The organism is Rhodobacter capsulatus, from assembly GCF_003254295.1.
Taxonomy (GTDB): Bacteria; Pseudomonadota; Alphaproteobacteria; order Rhodobacterales; family Rhodobacteraceae; genus Rhodobacter; species Rhodobacter capsulatus.
The window spans coordinates 173,109-192,335 of the sequence record NZ_QKZO01000003.1 but is presented as its reverse complement, the minus strand read 5'-3'; the positions used below and the strand labels follow the sequence as shown (position 1 = coordinate 192,335).

The 19,227-nt window shown below is 67.4% G+C and carries 18 protein-coding genes; 7 read left to right on the top strand and 11 right to left on the bottom strand.

Translation table 11 applies throughout. The annotated features are described in order from the left end of the window. The first annotated feature begins 203 nt into the window (after nt 1–203). The 5 genes from LY44_RS05535 to pgi all read left to right on the top strand — a co-directional run bounded on the left by LY44_RS05535 (nt 204) and on the right by pgi (nt 5,889). Entirely contained in the window at nt 204–1,412 is a 1,209-nt protein-coding gene (locus tag LY44_RS05535; RefSeq protein WP_055209759.1) for an RSP_2647 family RNA methyltransferase, read from the top strand. After that, a complete protein-coding gene (locus tag LY44_RS05530; RefSeq protein ID WP_055209758.1) occupies nt 1,412–1,972 on the top strand; it encodes an RSP_2648 family PIN domain-containing protein in 561 nt (186 codons plus the stop codon). Before LY44_RS05535 ends, LY44_RS05530 begins: the two co-directional genes overlap by 1 nt. A 163-nt stretch (nt 1,973–2,135) precedes the next feature. After that, entirely contained in the window at nt 2,136–3,611 is a 1,476-nt protein-coding gene (zwf, locus tag LY44_RS05525) for a glucose-6-phosphate dehydrogenase (RefSeq protein ID WP_055209757.1), read from the top strand. Continuing rightward, nucleotides 3,608–4,279, top strand: coding sequence for a 6-phosphogluconolactonase (gene pgl / locus LY44_RS05520; RefSeq protein ID WP_055209756.1), 672 nt, complete (start codon nt 3,608–3,610; stop codon nt 4,277–4,279). The genes zwf and pgl overlap by 4 nt, the downstream gene beginning before the upstream one ends. Continuing rightward, nucleotides 4,279–5,889 (top strand): glucose-6-phosphate isomerase, encoded by a 1,611-nt coding sequence (gene pgi, locus LY44_RS05515; RefSeq protein ID WP_055209755.1) that lies wholly within the window; start codon nt 4,279–4,281, stop codon nt 5,887–5,889. Before pgl ends, pgi begins: the two co-directional genes overlap by 1 nt. Nucleotides 5,890–6,069: 180 nt before the next feature. Here the strand turns inward: pgi and purU are convergent, their stop codons facing one another. Both purU and fdxE read right to left on the bottom strand, forming a co-directional pair. Next, complete coding sequence (gene purU / locus LY44_RS05510; protein WP_055209754.1) at nt 6,070–6,954, bottom strand: formyltetrahydrofolate deformylase; 885 nt, start codon at nt 6,952–6,954, stop codon at nt 6,070–6,072. 412 nt (nt 6,955–7,366) lie between these two features. Then, on the bottom strand, nt 7,367–7,690 hold the full coding sequence (gene fdxE, locus LY44_RS05505; RefSeq protein WP_055209753.1) for a ferredoxin FdxE: 324 nt from the start codon (nt 7,688–7,690) through the stop codon (nt 7,367–7,369). A gap of 191 nt (nt 7,691–7,881) precedes the next feature. Between fdxE and LY44_RS05500 the strand changes: the two genes are divergently transcribed. Next, nucleotides 7,882–8,472, top strand: coding sequence for a peptidoglycan-binding domain-containing protein (locus LY44_RS05500; RefSeq protein WP_055209752.1), 591 nt, complete (start codon nt 7,882–7,884; stop codon nt 8,470–8,472). 52 nt (nt 8,473–8,524) lie between these two features. Here LY44_RS05500 and LY44_RS05495 read toward each other — a convergent pair whose 3' ends face one another. The 8 genes from LY44_RS05495 to LY44_RS05460 form a co-directional block, all read right to left on the bottom strand. Further along, nucleotides 8,525–10,015: a Do family serine endopeptidase gene (locus tag LY44_RS05495; protein WP_055209751.1), complete on the bottom strand. Its 1,491-nt coding sequence runs from the start codon at nt 10,013–10,015 to the stop codon at nt 8,525–8,527. Nucleotides 10,016–10,136: 121 nt separating this feature from the next. Further along, nucleotides 10,137–10,328 carry a DUF2065 family protein gene (locus tag LY44_RS05490; RefSeq protein ID WP_055209750.1) on the bottom strand — a complete coding sequence of 64 codons (192 nt, stop codon included), beginning with the start codon at nt 10,326–10,328 and terminating at the stop codon, nt 10,137–10,139. Beyond that, nucleotides 10,328–11,227 carry a protease modulator HflC gene (gene hflC / locus LY44_RS05485; protein ID WP_223230753.1) on the bottom strand — a complete coding sequence of 300 codons (900 nt, stop codon included), beginning with the start codon at nt 11,225–11,227 and terminating at the stop codon, nt 10,328–10,330. The genes LY44_RS05490 and hflC overlap by 1 nt, the downstream gene beginning before the upstream one ends. Beyond that, the gene (gene hflK, locus LY44_RS05480) at nt 11,224–12,399 is read right to left on the bottom strand and encodes an FtsH protease activity modulator HflK (RefSeq protein ID WP_055209748.1); all 1,176 of its coding nucleotides are present in this window, start codon (nt 12,397–12,399) and stop codon (nt 11,224–11,226) included. The genes hflC and hflK overlap by 4 nt, the downstream gene beginning before the upstream one ends. Nucleotides 12,400–12,464: 65 nt before the next feature. After that, nucleotides 12,465–13,817, bottom strand: coding sequence for a glutathione-disulfide reductase (gorA, locus tag LY44_RS05475; RefSeq protein WP_055209747.1), 1,353 nt, complete (start codon nt 13,815–13,817; stop codon nt 12,465–12,467). A gap of 46 nt (nt 13,818–13,863) precedes the next feature. Further along, nucleotides 13,864–14,358 (bottom strand): hypothetical protein, encoded by a 495-nt coding sequence (locus LY44_RS05470; RefSeq protein WP_139182366.1) that lies wholly within the window; start codon nt 14,356–14,358, stop codon nt 13,864–13,866. Then, nucleotides 14,327–15,112 carry a ribose-5-phosphate isomerase RpiA gene (rpiA, locus tag LY44_RS05465; protein WP_013068105.1) on the bottom strand — a complete coding sequence of 262 codons (786 nt, stop codon included), beginning with the start codon at nt 15,110–15,112 and terminating at the stop codon, nt 14,327–14,329. Before rpiA ends, LY44_RS05470 begins: the two co-directional genes overlap by 32 nt. A gap of 99 nt (nt 15,113–15,211) precedes the next feature. After that, entirely contained in the window at nt 15,212–16,180 is a 969-nt protein-coding gene (locus LY44_RS05460; RefSeq protein WP_055209745.1) for a Hint domain-containing protein, read from the bottom strand. 211 nt (nt 16,181–16,391) lie between these two features. On the opposite strand from LY44_RS05460, the gene LY44_RS05455 reads away from it, so the two are divergent. Beyond that, a complete protein-coding gene (locus LY44_RS05455; RefSeq protein WP_055209744.1) occupies nt 16,392–17,771 on the top strand; it encodes an L-serine ammonia-lyase in 1,380 nt (459 codons plus the stop codon). A 175-nt stretch (nt 17,772–17,946) separates the two neighbouring features. On the opposite strand, the gene purD is transcribed toward LY44_RS05455, so the two are convergent. Further along, entirely contained in the window at nt 17,947–19,209 is a 1,263-nt protein-coding gene (gene purD / locus LY44_RS05450; protein WP_055209776.1) for a phosphoribosylamine--glycine ligase, read from the bottom strand. Nucleotides 19,210–19,227: the final 18 nt, after the last annotated feature.

The following is a 19,227-nucleotide window of genomic DNA, read 5'->3' as shown; positions in this document are numbered from 1 at the left end:
GCTCGGGATGTCCCGCATTATTCAGTTTAGCGCTAACAAATCAATCCTGCTTTCCTCTCTCGCGCGGGACGCGGGCAAGGTCCAGCCGATTTCGCGGAAAATCGGTGCGGTGTGGCACGGGCGGGGCGGCAGCGATGCGGGCTTTGCGCGGCGCGAAAGTCGCGCTAGAGGGGGCGCAACCATTCCTTTGCAGCAGGCCCGCCATGACCGAAGAAGAAGCGCCGAAGTCCCGTCCCGTCGTGCGGCTGCGCCCCAAGGCCGAGGCCCGCGCGATCCGGCACGGCTTTCCCTGGGTCTATGCCGACGAGCTGGTGACCGACCGGCGCACGCAGGGGCTGACCCCGGGCGTGATCGCGACGCTGGAAGATGCCGAGCGCCGGGTGCTGGGCACGGTCACGGTCAATCCGAAATCGAAGATCATCGCCCGGATGCTGGATCGTGACGCCGAGGCGCCGATCGACCGCGACTGGATCGCGGCGCGGCTCTCGCGTGCGCTGGATCTGCGCACGCGGCTTTTCGATCAGCCCTTCTACCGGCTCGTCCATGCCGAGGCCGACGGCCTGCCCGGCGTCATCATCGACCGTTTCGGCGATGTTGCGGTGGTGCAGCCGAACGCCGCCTGGGCCGAGGCGCTGATCGGCGATCTTTGCGCCGCCCTCGTCGCGGTGACGGGCGTGAAGACGGTGATCAAGAACGGTTCGGGGCGCTCGCGCGGGCTGGAGGGTCTGCCCGAGGAGACGGTGGTGCTGTGCGGTGCCATCGACGGGCCGGTGCCGGTCGAAATGAACGGCGCCACCTATATGGCCGACGTTCTGGGCGGGCAGAAGACCGGGCTTTTCTTTGACCAGCGTCCGAACCACGCCTTTGCCGCGCGGCTGGCGCGGGGGGCGCGGGTGCTCGATGTGTTTTCCCATGTCGGCGGTTTCGCTTTGGCCTGTCTGGCAGGCGGGGCGGAAAGCGCGCTGGCTATCGATGCCTCGGCCGCGGCTTTGGATCTGGCCAGCAAGGGCGCCGCGGCGATGGGGCAGGGCGCCCGCTTTGCCACCCGTCAGGGCGATGCCTTCGCCACGCTGGAAGCGCTGGCCACCGAAGCCGCGCAATTCGACGTGGTGATCTGCGATCCGCCCGCTTTCGCGCCGAACAAGCAATCGCTTGATGCCGGGCTGCGCGCCTATGAACGCGTCGCCCGGCTGGCGGCGCCGCTGGTGGCGCCGGGCGGCTATATCGTGCTCTGCTCCTGCTCGCATGCCGCCGATCTGGTCGCCTTCCGCAATGCCTCGGCGCGCGGTCTGGGGCGTGGCGGGCGCCGCGCGCAGCTTTTGCACACCGGTTTCGCCGGGCCCGATCACCCGATGCTGCCGCAACTGGCCGAATCGGCTTACCTGAAATCGCTGGTCTTCCGGCTCGACTGATGCGGGCCGCCCCCGGCAAGGTTCTGCTGGATGCCTGCGTGCTTTACCCGACGGTCTTGCGCGAGATCCTGACCGGCTGCGCGGCCGAGGCGCTTTACACGCCGCTTTGGTCGGACCGCATCCTGGAGGAATGGGCGCGGGCGGCGGCGCGGCTCTCTGCGGGCGACGAGGCCTTTGCGCGGGGCGAGATCGCCATGCTCAAGGCCCGCTTCCCAAGGGCCGTCATCGCCCCCCGCCCGGGGCTCGAATCGCGGCTGCATCTGCCCGATGAAAACGACATCCATGTGCTGGCCGCCGCCATATCTGGCGGGGCCGAGGCGATCGTGACGCAAAACCGGGCCGATTTTCCGCGCGGCGTGCTGGCCGGGGAGGGGCTTGCGCGCCTTGATGCTGATGGCTTCCTTTGGGCGCTGGCCGCGGACCACCCGGCGCAGGTCGCCGCCGTGGTCGAACGCGTCCGGGCCAAGGCCGAGGCGCTTTCGGCCCAGCCCTGGACCACCCGGGCGCTGTTGAAAAAGGCGAAGCTCTTCCGCCTTGCCCGTGCGCTTGAAACCGCCTGAGACTTTTCGCGCCCTTGCCAAACCGCTTTGAGTTCGCCCGACACCGGGCTAGACTTGCACTTGGCGCCAAGGTAGAAACCACATGTGTTACCGCTAACATGTGCAACGCGGACGGCGCATCCGGAGGAGGGCGCCAGTCATGCCAAGAATCGGAGCCAGCCCCATGGTATCGCGCGTCATTCCGGTCGATCTTTTCGATCTCGTGATCTTCGGAGCCACGGGCGATCTTGCGCAGCGCAAGATCCTGCCCGGGCTTTACCGCCGCTTCCACGCCGGTCAGATGCCCGAGGGGGCGCGGATCATCGGTGCCGCAAGGTCCGACATGGAGGCCGAGGGCTTTCGCGCCCAGGTGGCCAAGGCGATCGCCGATTATGTCGATCCGGCGAAACATGACGCGGCGACGATCGCGGCCTTTTTGCAAAACCTCGATTACGTCTCGGTCGATGCGACGGGCGAGGGCGGCTGGGATGCGCTCAAGGCCCGGGTCGACCCGGGCCGGATCAACGCCTTTTACTTCTCGGTGGCGCCGATGCTGTTTGGCCCGCTGGCCGACCGGCTGAAAGCGCATGGGATCGCCGGGGATCAATCGCGCATCGTGGTGGAAAAACCCTTCGGGCGCGATCTGGCCTCGGCCCGGGCGCTGAACGCCACCTTGGCCGCGCATTTCGAGGAAAGCCAGATCTACCGGATCGACCATTATCTGGGCAAGGAGACGGTGCAGAACCTGATGGCGGTGCGCTTTGCCAACATCCTGTTCGAGCCGCTCTGGAACGCGCAATACATCGACCACGTTCAGATCACCGTCGCCGAAACCGTGGGCGTGGGCGGGCGCGGCAGCTATTATGACAAATCGGGCGCGATGCGCGACATGGTGCAAAACCATCTGATGCAGCTTCTGTGCCTCATTGCGATGGAGCCGCCCTATCACTTCGACCCCGATGCGGTGCGCGATGAAAAGGTGAAAGTTATCCGGGCCTTGCAGCCCATTCCGGCAGCCGACATCGTGCGCGGCCAATATCTGGGGGTGAAGGCCGGGCCGGGCCGGGCGGAACAGCCGGGCTATCTGGCCGACAGCGAAAACCCCGACAGCCGGACCGAAAGCTATATCGCGCTCAAGGTTCTGGTGGCGAACTGGCGCTGGCAGGGCACGCCGTTCTATCTGCGCACCGGCAAGCGGCTGCGCGGCCGCGCGTCGGAAATCGCCATCACCTTCAAGGCGCCGCCGCATTCGATCTTCGACCAGGAGGAGGCGTCCTGGCGCGAAAACGTCCTTGTCATCCGGCTGCAACCGGACGAGGGCATGAATCTCAAGGTGATGATCAAGGAACCGGGTCCGGGGGGGATGCGTCTGGTGCAGGTGCCGCTTGACATGTCCTTTGCCGAGGCTTTGGGCGAGGATGGCGCCGACATTCCCGACGCCTATGAGCGGCTGATCATGGATGTGATCCGCGGCAACCAGACGCTTTTCATGCGCGGCGACGAGGTCGAGGCCGCCTGGGCCTGGACCGATCCGATCATCGCCGGGTGGGAGGCGCGAGGCGACCGGCCGCGGCCCTATGACGCCGGGTCTTCGGGGCCGGAAGATGCGCTGATGCTGATGCACCGCGACGGCCGTCGCTGGCGGGAGATCCGCGAATGAACCTGATCGAATATCCGGACCGCGAATTGATGATGCTGGCGCTCGCTGACAAGGTCGCCAGCCAGCTGCGCCGCGCGCTCGAGGTCGAAGACCGGGTGACGCTTTGCGTGCCCGGCGGCACCACGCCCGGGCCGGTCTTCGACATTCTCTCGGGCCTTGATCTCGACTGGGCGCGGGTCTGGGTGCTGCTGAATGACGAGCGTTGGGTCGATGAGACCAGCCCGCGCTCGAACACCGCGCTGTTGCGCAACCGGCTGTTGCGGGGGGCTGCGGCGCTGGCCCATCTGGTGCCGCTTTACGCCCCCGCCGAAACGCCCGAGGACCGGCTGGACGAGCTTTCCCGGGGCGTCCGCGCCGCGCTGCCGCTCACCGTGCTTTTGCTGGGCATGGGGGCCGACATGCACACGGCGTCCCTCTTCCCCGGTGCCGACCGTCTGGCCGAGGCGCTTGCCCCCGATGCCCCCCCGGTGATGGCGCTGCGCGCGGATGCTGCGGGCGAGCCGCGGATCACGCTGACCGCGCCGGTGCTGCGCGCGGCCATGCATTGCCATCTTCTGATCACCGGTGCAGAAAAGCGCGCAGCACTGGAGCGTGCCGCACGCCTTCCCGAAACCGAGGCCCCGGTGCGCATCGTCCTTTCCAACGCCACCATCCATTGGGCCCCCTGATGAACCGTTTCGATGACCTGCTTGCCCATGCCGCGACCGTCAAGGACCGGCATATCCTCGATCTTTTCGCCGCCGACCCCGACCGCGCCGCCCATTTCAGCGCCGAATTCGGATCCTGGTTCTTCGATTTCTCGAAAACGAACATCGATGCCACGGGGCTGAAGCTGCTCGTCGATCTGGCCGAAAGGACCGGCGTCGCCGCGCGCCGCGCCGCGATGTTCGCGGGCGAGAAGATCAACGAGACCGAGGGCCGCGCGGTGCTTCACATGGCCTGGCGCAACCTCGGCGACACGGTCACGGTGGATGGCCACGACGTGATGCCCGCGCTGCGCGAGACGCTCGGCCGGATGCAGGCCTTTGCCGAGGATGTGCGGACGGGCCGGTTCACCGGGCAGGGCGGGCGCATCACCGATGTGGTCAATATCGGCATCGGCGGCTCGGATCTGGGGCCGGTGATGGCCGCGATTGCCTGCAGCTCCTTTGCCGACGGGCCGCGGCTGCATTTCATCTCGAATGTCGACGGCGCCCATGCGCATGACGTGCTCGCGGGGCTGAGCCCGGAAACGACGCTGGTGATCGTGGCCTCAAAAACCTTCACCACGATCGAGACGATGACCAATGCCGAAACCGCGCGGGCGTGGATGGCGGCGAAGGTCGCCGACCCGGCGGCGCAATTCGCCGCGATCTCGACCGCGACCGACAAGACGGCGGCTTTCGGCATCCCGGCCGAGCGCGTCTTCGGGTTTGAGGATTGGGTGGGCGGGCGCTATTCGGTCTGGTCGCCGATCGGGCTGAGCCTGATGATCGGCATCGGCCCCGGCTATTTCGCCGAGTTCCACGCCGGCGCCGCCGCGATGGACCGCCATTTCCGGCAGGCGCCGCTTTCGGAAAATCTGCCGGTGCTCTTGGCGCTGGTGGGCATCTGGCACAATCAGGTGCTCGGCCATGCCACCCGCGCCGTGCTGCCCTATGAACAGCGCCTGGCCCGGCTGCCCGCTTACCTGCAGCAGCTGGAAATGGAGAGCAACGGCAAGCGCGTCTCGATGGACGGCGCCGATCTGCCCTATCATTCGGGCCCGGTGGTCTGGGGCGAGCCCGGCACGAACGGCCAGCACGCCTTCTATCAGCTGATCCATCAGGGCACCCGGGTCGTGCCTTGCGAATTCATCCTGGCCGCGCGCGGCCGCGAGCCCGATCTGGAACACCAGCACCTGCTGCTGGTCGCCAATTGCCTGGCGCAATCCGAGGCGCTTCTGCGCGGTCGCTCGCTGGCGGAAGCAACGGACATCATGGCGAAAAAGGGCCTGAGCGGGGCGGAACGCGACCGTCAGGCCCGCCATCGCGTCTTCCCGGGCAACCGCCCTTCGACGACGCTGCTGATCGAGGTGCTCACCCCCTTCAGCTTGGGCGGCATCGTCGCGCTTTACGAGCATCGGGTGTTTGTCGAGGGCGTGATCCTGGGCATCAACAGTTTCGACCAATGGGGGGTCGAGCTTGGCAAGGAGCTGGCGCTGGCGCTGGCCCCGGTGCTTGACGGCAGCTCGGAGGGCGCGGGCAAGGACGGCTCCACCCTCGGGCTTGCCGCCCGCATCCGCGCCGCCCGGGCCTGAGCAAAGGGGGGCGCTGCCCCCCGTCCGCAAGCGGCCTCCCCCCGGGATATTTGCACCAAGGTGAAAGGGCACATGGCTCTGCTTTCACCTTGGCGCAAATATCCCGGGGGGTGAATTGGCCGCAAGGCCAAGAGGGGGGCAGCGCCCCCCCCTTGTTCCGTCCCTGCGGTGGCGCGCGGTTCAGCCCATCCGTTCCGAGGTATAGCCGCCGGGCGAGGCCGGGAAGACCACGGTCTTGTTGCCGTTGATGAAGGTGCGGTGCTGCACATGGGCGTGGATTGCGCGCGCCAGCACCAGCGCCTCGACGTCGCGGCCAAGGCTGACGTAATCCTCGGGGCTTTGCGCATGGGTGATGCGGACGGTTTCCTGCTCGATGATCGGGCCTTCATCAAGGTCCGCCGTGACGTAATGCGAGGTCGCCCCGATCAGCTTCACGCCGCGCTCATAGGCCTGCTTGTAGGGGTTGGCGCCCTTGAAGCTCGGCAGGAAGGAATGGTGGATGTTGATGATCTTGCCCGACATCTTCTGGCAGAGCTTGTCCGACAGGATCTGCATGTAGCGTGCCAGAACGATCAGTTCGGCCCCCGATTCCTCGACCACGTCCAGCAGATGCGCCTCGGCCTCGGGCTTGTTTTCCTTCGTCACCTTGATGTGGTGGAAGGGGATGTCGTGGTTCACCACCACCTTCTGATAGGTCATGTGGTTCGACACCACGCCGACGATCTCGACCGGCAGCGCGCCGATGCGCCAGCGGTAAAGCAGGTCGTTCAGGCAATGGCCGAAGTTCGAGACCATCAGCAGGACCTTGACCTTCGTCTCGGCGTCATGGATCGCCCATTCCATGTCGAATTCCTGCGCCACCGGCTCGAAGCCCGCCTTCAGGCTGTCGAGCGTCGCCCCGGTTTGCGACACGAAGGTGACGCGCATGAAGAATTGCCCGGTCAACAGGTCGTCATACTGGTTTGAATCGGTCAGGTTGCAGCCGCTGTCGGCCAGATAATTGGCAATCGCCGCCACGATCCCGCGGGTCGAGTGGCAGTTCACGGTCAGCACATAGGTGGTCATTCCCGGTTCCTTTCGCGGCCCCCATAGGGTGTCTTGGAGGCGTCTAGCACATATTCCCCGCCCCGCGCCAAGGGGCCTGCCGGGATGCGACCGCGGATCGCCGAAATGCGTCAGGTGGCGTGTCGCAATTGCTCCGGCTGCTGTCTTTCCCCCGTCGGGATCATGTCCGGGCCGGTTTTTCGTCGCGGCTTCGCCCCGACGACCCGCCGGGGGCTCCGCCCCCGGACCCCCGGGATATTTTCGCCAAGGTGAAAGGGCAGGCCAAGGTGAAAGGGCAGGGGGGCGCATCCCGACCCATGCCGCAGAGGCGGTGTCGGGCTTTTCCTGGGGCAAATACGCCGGGGGTGCGGGGGCGGAGCCCCCGCCCGGGTCGCCCCGGCCATGCCGGGGCGAAATCCCTCCCGGCGGGGCGTCAGATCTGCTTTTCGGGCAGATGCACCACAAGCCCGTCGAGCAGCGTCGTGACCTTGATCTGGCAGGTCAGCCGCGAGGTCGCGGGGTTCGGCTCATAGGCGAAATCGATCATGTCGGTCTCGGTCGGCAGGGGTTTGGGCAGCTTGTCCACCCAGGCCGGATCGACATAGGCATGGCAGGTCGAACAGGCGCAGGCGCCGCCGCAATCGGCGTCGATGCCCGGCACGCCATTGTCGCGCGCCGCTTCCATCACCGTCAGACCCGGTTTCGCTTCCACCTCGTGACGGGTGCCATTGTGTTCGATGAAGATGATCTTCGCCATGAAATCCTCGTGTGCCTGTGGCTGCGCTGGGTTCGCTTTCCCTTTAGGACAAAGGCGCCCGCATTGCCAGCGCCGCTTGGCCGCATCCTTGCTGCCCTCCCCCGCGGGCCCGGCCCGCCGCCCGCCGCGCCGCCCCTTTGCGGCGCATCCCAAAGCCGCTATGGTCGCGCCGATATCGACCCGGACCCGCCATGACCTTTTGCCTGCCTTGCCCGACCCTTGCCCTGCTGGCGCTTTGCGCGGCCCTTGCGGGATGCACCGGGGCCGAGGCCCCGGCCACCGCCGACAAGCCAAGGGGCGAGGCCGCGCAAGCACCGGTGCCGATCGTCGCCCCCCCCGCCAATTCGCTGGCGGGCGAATGGCTGAAATCCCCCCCCGGCCCCGAGGCGAAGGGCTGTTTCACCGAGGAACGCCGCCCCGCCGTGGTCGAGACTGTCACCGAACATGTGCTGGTCGAACCCGAGGACCGCGATCCGAAAACCGGCGCGGTGCTCTCCCCGGCCCGCTACCGAACCACGACACAGGCGCGCATCGTCTCGGGCGGCGGGCGGATGTGGTTCGCCTCGGTCTGCGCCGCCGAGATGACCACCGCCCGCATCGCGGTGCTGCAACGCGCGCTCTGGGTGCGCGGGCTTTACGCGGGGCCCCTCGACGGGCAGATGAGCGCCGCCACGCGCGAGGCGATCCGCCGCTATCAGACCCAGCGCGGCTTGCTCAGTGCGGACCTTTCGCTGCGCGCGGCGCGGGAAATGGGCGTCGTCTCCTGGCTGGCAACGCCCTGATGAAAAAGGCACCCCGCAGGGTGCCTTTCCGTGTTCAGTCTGTGGCGGCCGCCTATTGCAGCGGCACCGCGACAAAGCGCGGCTCGCCCTCGCGCCGGATCAGAAGCAGCACCGATTTGCGCCCGCCCTCCTTCGCCTCGGCCACCCGGGCCTGCAGATCTTCGAGCGTCAGCACCGGCTGCTGCCCGGCCTCGACGATCACATCCCCGGCCCGCAGCCCCTTGTCGAAAGCCGCCCCGGTGGCGTCGATATCGGTCACCATCAGCCCGGTCAGATCCTCGGGCAGGTTGCGCTCGGCCCGCATCGCATCGGTGATCGGCGAGAGCACCATGCCCAGCACCGAGCCGCCCGCCAGCGCCGGAGCCGTGCCGCCCGCCGCCGTCTCGCTGCCCTCGGCCAGTTCGCGCTGACCCAGCGTCACCTGCAGCGTCACCGCCTTGCCCGCCCGCATCACCACCACATCGACCGCCTCGCCCACCGGCGCATCGGCGACGCGGCGGGTCAGCGATTTCGTGTCCTTCACCGGCGCGCCGGCAAAGCTGATGATCACGTCGCCCGATTTCATCCCCGCCACCCTGGCCGGGCCCTCGGGCACTTCCGACACCATCGCGCCTTCGGGCTTGGCCAGGCTCATCGCCTCGGCCATGTCGGGGGTGACGTCCTGGATCTTCACGCCCAGCCAGCCGCGCCGGGTGGCGCCGAATTCCTGCAGCTGGCCCACGACCTTCGACACGACATTCGAGGCCATGGAAAAGCCGATCCCGATCGAGCCGCCATTGGGCGAGAGAATCGCCGTGTTCACCCCGATCACCTTGCCGTCCATGCTGAACAAGGGCCCGCCCGAGTTGCCGCGGTTGATCGCGGCATCGGTCTGGATGTAGTCGTCATAGGTGCCCGAAAGCTCGCGATTGCGCGCCGAGACGATGCCGACCGAGGTCGAAAAGCCCTGACCCAGCGGGTTGCCCATCGCCATCACCCAGTCGCCCTCGCGCATCGTGTCGCTGTCGCCGAAGCTGACGAAGGGCAGGGGCTCCTTGCTCTCGACCTTCAACAGCGCGATGTCGGTTTTCGGATCGGTGCCGACGATCTTCGCGTCAAGCTTCTTGCCATTGGCGAATTCGATCGAGATTTCATCGGCGACGGCAGTGCCATCCTCGCCCTTGATGACGTGGTTGTTCGTGACAATGTAGCCGTCGGCCGAGATCACGAAGCCCGAGCCCAGCGCATCGGCGCGGTGCTGGCGCTGCGGCCCGCCCTGCGGCATGTTCGGCATGCCGAATTCCTTGAAGAACTCCTCGAAGGGCGAGCCCGGCGGAAAGCCCGGCATGCGCCCGGCGGGTTCGGACACCGTGGTCGAGGTGGTGATCATCACCACCGCCGGTTTCACCTGCACCACCAGATCGGCGAAGCTCTCGGGCACCGGGCCCGCCAGCGCCGGGGTCATCGCCACAGGCGACAGGGCCAGCGCGGTCGAGAGCAGCGCCGCCATCAGGATCGGTCGGGCGAGGCGCGGGGCGGTCAGGGAAAGAGGGGTCTTGGTCATGCGGGTCTCCCGTGGTCCTGGCCGGTGCTCCGGCTTGACCTTGAATAAAAGCGTAAGCGTCACGCCGTTCAAATGAAAGCCCGTCGCGCGACGTCACTTCGATGTGAGAGGGGCGAGAGGCTCAGGTGAAGGCATGGACCAGCGCGACGACGCCGACGCCCGCGGCCACCGCCGCAAGGCCGATCCGGCGCCGCCCCACGGGGCCGATGCTGGCCAGAAGCGCCAGCACCTCGAGGATGCGCGAAGGGGCCAGCACAAGTGCCAGCCCCTCGATCACGAGCACAAGGCCCAGAGCGGTGAAAACCGCCGCCATCAGTTTCCGGCCGCGGGCGGGGCATCCGCCGCCAGCGATTTCACGAAGCGCTCATAGTCGAAGTAAAGGCTGCCCGGTTCCGTCACCAGCGAAGAGGTGCCCGGCTTCAGGCTTTCGGCATAGAACTGCAGCGCCCGGGTGAAGGCGAAGAAGCTTTCGTCCTTGCCGTAGGCTTCGGCATAGATCCGGTTGCGTTCGGCATCCGCCTGACCGCGCACGATTTCCGCCTGCTTGCGCGCTTCCGAGGTGAGTTCCACCACCTCGCGGTCGGCCGTGGCCCGCACCCGCTGCGCCGCTTCGCCGCCCCGCGCGCGTTCATCCGCCGCCTCGCGTTCGCGTTCCGCCCGCATCCGCGCATAGGTCGCGGCCAGGTTCTGCTCGGGCAGGTCGGTGCGCGTCAGCCGCACGTCGATCACATCGACGCCCAGCGCATTCGCCTCGCGTTTCGCGATGTCGCGGATCTTGTTCATCAGCGCCGTGCGGTCGTTCGACAGAACGGCCGTCGAGGGCACCGAGCCCATGACTTCGCGGATCGCATTGTTCAGGATGCCGTCGAGCCGGTTCTTGGCGAAGCTTTCGCCGCCATCGCCCACGGCTTCGCGGAACTTCACCGCATCGACGATGCGCCAGCGCGCGAAGGCATCGACCACCAGACGACGGTCGTCGAGCGGCGTGACCTCCAGCGGCTGCGTGGTCAGGCTGATGATCCGGTCATCATATTTCACCACATTCTGCACGAAGGGGATCTTGAAGCCGATCCCCGGTTCGCTGCGCGCCGCGGTCACTTCGCCGAATTGCAGCACCAGCGCCTTTTCGCGTTCGTCGACCGTGTAGATCGACGACAGGCCCAGCCCCACGGCGATGATGGCGAGCGGGATCAGGATTTGCACCTTCATCAGTTCGTCCCCCCGGTCGTCGTCGGCACCGGCCGCAGCCGGTCAAGCGGCAGATAGGGCACGGTGCCCGATTGCCCGTCGATCACCACCTTGTTCACGCCGCCCAGCGTCGTGCTCATGGTTTCATAGAACATCCGCCGTTTCGTCACCTCGGGGGCCTTGCGGTATTCGTCATAGACCGAGATGAAGCGCGCGGCCTGACCCTGGGCATCGTTGACCACCGAGGCACGGTAAGCCTCGGCCTGCTGCACCAGCTGCGCGGCCTGACCGCGGGCGCCCGCCGTCACCTGGTTCGCGTAGGCGTCGGCCTCTTTCTCCAGCTTGTCGCGTTCCTGCTGCGCCGCCTGCACGTCGCGGAAACTGTCGATCACCTCGCGCGGCGGATCGGCGCGGTTGAAGTTCACCCGCACGATGTTGATGCCCGCCTGATAGCTGTCGAGCGTGCCTTGAACGGCGGCGCGCAGATCGGTGGCGATCACGCCGCGGTCGCGGTTCAGGATCGGCGCCAGTTCCGAGCGCGCGATGATGTCGCGCATCGCGGATTCGCTGACGGCGCGGATCGTGTCCTCGGGGTCGGCGAGGTTGAACAGGAATTTCGACGGGTCCGAGACGTTCCAGACGATCTGGTAGCTGACATCGACGATATTCTGGTCGCGCGTCAGCATCAGCCCGGAATCGGTGACGAAATCGCTGCTGCGGTTCGCCGAGAACACGCCGTCGCTGCTTTCCGAGGTGCCGATGGCGCGGGCGCGGCCGGTGCCGACCTCGGTGGTGCGTTCGTCGGTGACCGGGATCACCACTTTCGACACCACGGGCCAGGGCGCGAAGTTCAGACCCGGGTTGCCGGTGGCATGGTATTTGCCGAACATCAGCTCGATCGAGCGTTCGTTCTGCTGCACCGTGTAAAACGAGCTCCAGGCCCAGACCGCGGCCAGCGCCACCGCGCCGATGGCGATCGTGCCCAGCGTGAAGGCCGGGCCGTCGTCGCGCCCGCCGCCGGGGCGGCCCGGTCCGCCGCGCCCGCCCATCAGGACGCGCAGCTGTTCGGTGCCCTTCCTCACGATCTGGTCGATTTCGGGAATCGGCGCGCTGTCATTGGGCCGGCGCGGGCCGGGGCGGCGCGGCGGCTCGCGGTCGTCACCGCCACCCGAGCCCCAGGGTCCTCCGTTGGTCATGCTGTCCTCTTTCGAATGTCCTAGCCCCGAAGTGGGGATTGTTTGCGCGATGTCAACCGCTTCGCTCAGGAATGCCGGGTGGGGGCGCGCATCGTCACCAGTTCCTCGGCCATCGTCGGATGCACGGCGCAGGTAGCGTCGAATTGCTCCTTGGTCGCGCCCATCTTCATCGCAATCGCCGCCATCTGGATCATCTCGCCCGCTTCCGGCGCAACGATGTGGCAGCCCAGCACCTTGCGCGTCGCCTTGCAGACGACAAGTTTCATCAAAACGCGGTCCTCCGCCCCGGCAAAGGCCGCGCGCATCGGCTTGAAGGCGCTGGTATAAACCTCGATCGGGCCCGCCTTGCGGGCGGCTTCCTCGCTCAGCCCGCAGCTGCCGAATTCGGGTCGGGTGAAGACCGCCGAGGCGACGAGATCATGATCGGTCGCCCGCGGGTTGGCGCCAAAGATCGTGTCGGCAAAGGCATGGCCCTCGCGGATCGCGACGGGGGTCAGGTTGATCCGGTCGGTCACATCGCCCACGGCGAAGATCGAGGGGACATTGGTCTGCGACCATTGATCGACGATCACCGCGCCATTCGGGCCAAGCTTGACGCCTGCCGTTTCCAGCCCCAGCCCGGCGGTGTTCGGCACCCGGCCGGTGGCGTAAACCACGGCGTCAAATTCCTGCGACCGGCCATCGCCGCAATGGGCGACAACGCCCGTCGCGGTCTTTGTCACCCGGTCGATGATGACATTTTCATGCACATCGATGCCGCGCGCCTTCATCTGCGTCACGATCAGATCGCGGCATTCGGTATCGAAGCTGCGCAGCAGGGGCGAGCGGTTCCATTGCGCCACCGTAACTCCCAGCCCGTTGAAAACGCAGGCGAATTCGGACGCGATATAGCCGCCGCCGACGATCAGGAGGCGCTTGGGCAGCTCGGGCAGATGAAAAAGGTCGTTCGAGGTCAGCACATGCTCGGCCCCCTCGAACGCGGGCACGAAAGGCCGCCCGCCGACCGCAATCAGGATGTGTTTGGCACTGATCACCCGGCCATCGGCCAGTTCAACCTCATGCGGGCCCTTCACGGTGGCACGGCTGTCGTGGACGGTGACGCCTGCATTCTGCTGCCCGGCGCGGTAGATTTTTTCCAGCCGGTCCAGCTCCGCATGCAGCTTGCCCTTGAACGCGCCCCAGTCGAACCCTCCCAGGCTTGCATCCCAGCCATAGGCGCGGGCCTCGGCCACCGCCGCGGGCATGTCTGATGCGAAAACCATCAGCTTTTTCGGCACGCAGCCGCGGATGACGCAGGTGCCGCCCATCCGATCCTCTTCGGCCAGCGCCACGCGCGCGCCATGGCCTGCCGCGATGCGGGCCGCCCGCACGCCGCCCGATCCCCCGCCGATCACGAAGAGGTCGAAATCGAAACTCATCTGCCGTCCTTTCGAAGCCGCGACCGCAAGGGCCGCGCCCTTGGACTTAGCCCCGCGACCCGGTTCCGGCAAGGGCAGGCGCCCGCGCCGCCAGTTCCGCCTGCCAGGCGGCGTTCTCCTCGGCCGTCATCACCCAGCCCGGCACCGACAATTCGCGCTGCCGCGGCGGCGCCTTGCCCGCCGGGGCGGGGGCGCCCTCGCCGGTGATTTCGGCATAGGGGACGGTGGCGTATTTGCCGAAGAGCTTGCCGATCTCGACCCGGTCGGCGCGGAAGACCAGCACCGGACGCGGCACGGAAAGCACCACCCAGGCGAGATAGAAGCACAGCGTCGCGCCGACCGCGCCGACGAGCGCGTTCAGGATCATGTCGTCGCGGAACCCCTCGCCGAAAAACGCGGCCAAGGTCAGGATCGGCGTGATGATCTGCACCACGCCGATGAGGCCGATCACCGCCCCCATCACCAGGGGCAGCACCGACCGGCCGGGGATCACCAGATCCGGGCGGGTCTCAGTCGAGGTCGGCGAAGATGTTCTCGTCATCGGCAAAATCGATCCGTTCATGGGCAATCGTGCCCGCGTTGATATCGCGCAGCTCGACCTGGCCCTCGGCGCCGCCAATGATCACCATGTCGCAGATGTCGATGAACAGCCCGTTCTCGACCACGCCGGGGATCTGGTTGAGCGCCACCGCCAAAGCCCGCGCGTTGCCGATGCGGTTGAGGTGCAGATCGACGATATAATTACCCTCGTCGGTGATGTAGGGCTGCGTGCCATTCAGCCGCAGCGTCGTCTGCCGCCCCAGAACATCGGTGGCGATCAGCATTTCCTCGATCAGCGCGCGGGTGGTCTGCCAGCCGAAGGGCACGACCTCGACCGGCAGCGGAAAGGCGCCGAGGTTCACCACTTCCTTTGACGCGTCGGTGATCACGATCATCCGGTCCGACGCCGTGGCGACGATCTTTTCTTGCAGAAGCGCGCCGCCGCCGCCCTTGATCAGCTGCAGCTGCGCGTCGAATTCATCGGCGCCGTCGATCGTCAGATCAAGCCATTTCGCCTCGTCCAGACCGACGACGGAAATCCCGATCTGCCGCGCCAGATCGGCGGTGCGCGAGCTTGTCGGCACGCCGACGATGCGCAGGCCTTCCTCGCGCACCCGCTCGCCCAGACAGCGCACCATCCAGGCGGCGGTGGAGCCGGTGCCAAGACCGACCTTCATCCCGTCTTCGACGAAATCGACGGCACGGCGCGCGGCGGCGAATTTCGCCTTGTCGATGGGGGAAAGCTCGGCGGGCATGGCGGCTCCTGCGGACCAGAATTTCAGCTGTTGCGCGCCGTTATAGCCAAGCCCGCCTGCCCATGCGAGGTCTTTTTGCGCCCGGTCGGGGCCGATCTCTCAGCGCCGCGCCAGGCCTGCGCTTTCCAGCGGGCTGTGACCGCGCCGGTGCCGCAAGATCAGCTTCTCGGCTTTCGGCGTGGGCACGATCGGCCGCGCGGGCAGGCCGGTGAACGGATCGCCCGACAGGCTCTGGCGCAGTGCCAGCGCCTGTGTGGGTTCCAGCACGCTCATCGTCTTCGGCCCGGCCAGCATGGTTTCGGCGCGGGCGTTTTCGGCAAAGATCACCTCATGCGCGGGCATCAGCACATGCACCCAGTCCACCCGCGCCACCGGCGCGCGGGCGATGCCGGGCAGGCCGACCAGCGCCTTGGCGGCGACCAGCACCTCCTCTCCGGCAAGCGGGCCGGTGGCCGGGCGGATCAGCACCCGGTGCTGGCCCGACAGGAAAAGCGCCCGGTCATTGCCCAGAACCCCCGGCGCAAAGCGCACCGGCGCCGTCGCCCCCAGGCCGCCGACGCGCCAGCGCCCGACCCATTGCACCGGCCGATAGCCATTGTCCGAGGTCTGCAACCGGTCCTCGGGCCGCAGATCCTCGACCGGTTTCGGGCCGCGCCGGGTGGCGATCAGCGTTCCGGCGGCAAAGCAGATCGCCTGGCTGGCAAAGGGGGTCAGCATCCCCTCGGTCGCAAGCCCGGTGATGCGATAGGCCCGGCCGGGCTTCAGCCGTTCGGAGGCCGCCAGCCCGCGCCCGGTGGCGGGGGTGTCGATCAGATGCACGACCTGCGTATCGGCCACATCCTCCGAGGCGAGCGGGCGGATCAGATAGGACACATCGGGTTCGATCGCGGCGCCGTCCGGGTCCGCCCCGTCGTCCTCGGGCAGATCGATGAAGCGCATCGCCGCCCCGGGGCGCAGCGCGAAATGCGCCCGCCCCAGCGCGGCCTCCTCGGCGCCGGGCAGCGCGCCGAAAGGATCCGGGCCCGAGGAGGTGACCTCGGTCAGCGGCCAGAAACAGAATGTGGGCATGGCATCTCCCGCCTTTGCGACAGTATCGCCAGAACCGATGAAACAGCGCTTAACATGTTAAGCTGTTTAGCGAAATTTGCGGCGCCCGCCAGTGGGACCGCACCGGCGAGCCGGGAAGGTGACCGGGGCACCGCTTGCGGGTGCGCAAATGTCGCTTTCGCGCTTTCGTCGCGGCGCGCGACAGGGCAGCATGGGGCAAAGGGAGTGCGCCATGTTTCTGAGCGTTTTCGACATCTTCAAGGTGGGCGTCGGGCCGTCCTCCTCGCATACGATGGGGCCGATGGTGGCGGGGGGGCGGTTTCTGGACATGCTGCGCGCCTCGCCCTTTCACCCGCGCCATCTGCGGGTGCGGCTTTACGGCTCGCTCGCCTTCACCGGCAAGGGTCACGCCACCGACCGCGCGACGATCCTCGGCCTTGCCGGGTTCCTGCCCGAAAGTTACGAGGCCGAAAAGGCCGAGGCGGCGCTGGCGGCGAACCGCGAGACCCACATGCTGACCCCGCCCGGGCTGGCGCCGTTGCAATTCGACCCCGAGCACGATCTGATCTTCGATTACGGCCACCCTTTGCCCGGTCACGCGAACGGCATGGTGATCGAGGCCCGCGACGCCGAGGGCGACGTGATCCTGCGCGAGACCTTTTATTCGATCGGCGGCGGGTTCGTGCTGACCGAGGCGGAACATGCGGCGGTGGATGACAAGGCGCTGTCTGCGCCCTCGCCGGTGCCCTATCCGTTCCGCAGCGCCGAGGAGATGCTGGCGATGGCGCAGGCCTCGGGGCTGGCGATCGCGCAGATGAAACGCCGCAATGAACGCCGGTTCCGCTCCGACGCGGAGATCGAGGCGGGGCTTTCGCGGGTCTGGCAGGTGATGAACGATTGCCTGACGCGCGGGCTGATGACGGATGGGGTGCTGCCCGGCGGGCTCAAGGTGAAGCGGCGGGCAAAGGCGATCCATGCCGCGCTCGAGGCCGAACGCGGTCTGAACCTGGTGGCGCCGCATACGATCAACGACTGGATTTCCTGTTATGCGATGGCGGTGAACGAGGAAAACGCGGCCGGCGGGCAGGTGGTGACGGCGCCGACGAATGGCGCGGCGGGGGTGGTGCCGGCGGTGATCCGCTACTGGCTGGATCACGTGCCCGGGGCAAGCGGGTCACAGGTGGGGGATTTCCTGCTGACGGCGGCGGCGGTGGGGGGCATCATCAAGACCAATGCCTCGATTTCGGGCGCCGAATGCGGCTGTCAGGCCGAGGTGGGCTCGGCCGCGGCGATGGCGGCGGCGGGGCTTGCGGCGGTCCTGGGGGGCAGTCCCGAGCAGATCGAGAACGCGGCCGAAATCGCGCTGGAGCATCATCTGGGCATGACCTGCGATCCGGTGAAGGGGCTGGTTCAGGTGCCCTGCATCGAACGCAACGGCCTGGGCGCGATCAAGGCGATTTCGGCGGCAAGTCTGGCGCTGCGCGGCGACGGCACGCATTTCGTGCCGCTCGATGCCGCGATCGAGACGATGCGGCAGACCGGGCGCGACATGCATGCGCATTACAAGGAAACGAGCCTTGGCGGTCTTGCGGTGAACGTGCCGAACTGCTGAAGCATTGCGCCCTCCTTGGGCGGGCAAGCCCGCCGCGCGTCGGGCGCTTCGGGGGCGCTGCCCCCGCCCGCAAGCGGGCTCCCCCGGGATATTTGCGGCAAGATGAAAGGGAACATGTATTTCATCTTGCCCGAAATACCTCGGGGGTGCGGGGGCCGCGCCCCCGCGCGACGCCTCAAAGCGCGCGCCAGCCGATGTCGCGGCGGCAAAAGCCCTCGGGCCAGTCGATCGCATCGATCATGGCATAGGCGCGTTCTTGCGCCTCGGCGAGCGTCGCGGCGCGGGCGGTGATGTTCACCACGCGCCCGCCGGTGGCGGTGATCTTGCCGTCTTTCGCCGTCGTCCCGGCATGGAAGACCATCTGTGTTGATGTCTCGGGCAGGGCGTCGAGGCCCCTGATCTCGCTGCCCTTTTCGTAAGCGCCCGGATAGCCGCGCGCCGCCATCACCACGGTCAGCGCGCAATCCTCGGCCCATTGCGCGGTGATCCGGTCAAGCCGCCCCTCGGCGCAGGCCTGCAGCAGATCAAGCGCCTGACCGCCCAGCCGCGCCATCAGCACCTGGCATTCCGGATCGCCGAAGCGGACGTTGTATTCCACCAGCCGCGCCCGGCCGTTCTCGATCATCAGCCCGGCGTAAAGCACGCCCTGAAACGGCATGCCGCGGCGCGCCATTTCCGCCACGGTGGGGCGGATGATTTCCGTAAGCACCTGCTCCTGGATCGTTGCCGTCAGCACCGGCGCGGGGGAATAGGCGCCCATGCCGCCGGTGTTCGGGCCGGTGTCGCCATCACCCACCCGCTTGTGATCCTGCGCCGTGCCGACGGGAAGCACGTTCACCCCGTCCGAGAGGATAAAGAAGCTCGCTTCCTCGCCCGCCATGAATTCCTCGATCACCACCTCGGCGCCCGCCGTGCCAAAGGCGCCGCCGAAGATCTCGCGCAGCCCGGCCTCGGCTTCGGCCAGCGTCATCGCCACGATCACGCCCTTGCCCGCCGCCAGACCATCGGCCTTGACCACGATCGGCGCGCCCTGCGCGCGCACGTACTCCAGCGCGGCCTCAAGATCCTTGAACCGCGCCCAGGCGGCGGTCGGCGCGCCGCAGGCGTCGCAGATTTCCTTGGTGAAGGCTTTCGAGGCCTCAAGCTGCGCCGCCGCGGCCGAGGGCCCGAAGGTCAGCACCCCCGCCGCCCGCAGCGCATCGGCCACGCCCGCGGCCAGGGGCGCCTCGGGGCCGACGATGACGAAATCCACCGCGTTTTCCGCGACACAGGCCAGAACGGCCGTGGCGTCGCAGGGGTCGATCGCGGCGGTCTCGGCCAGCATCGCGATGCCCGCATTGCCGGGCGCGACGATCAGCCGGTCGCATTTCGGGTTCTGTTTCACCGCCCAGGCCAGCGCATGTTCGCGCCCGCCGCTGCCCAGAATGAGAATGTTCATGCGGTTCCCCCGTTTGCG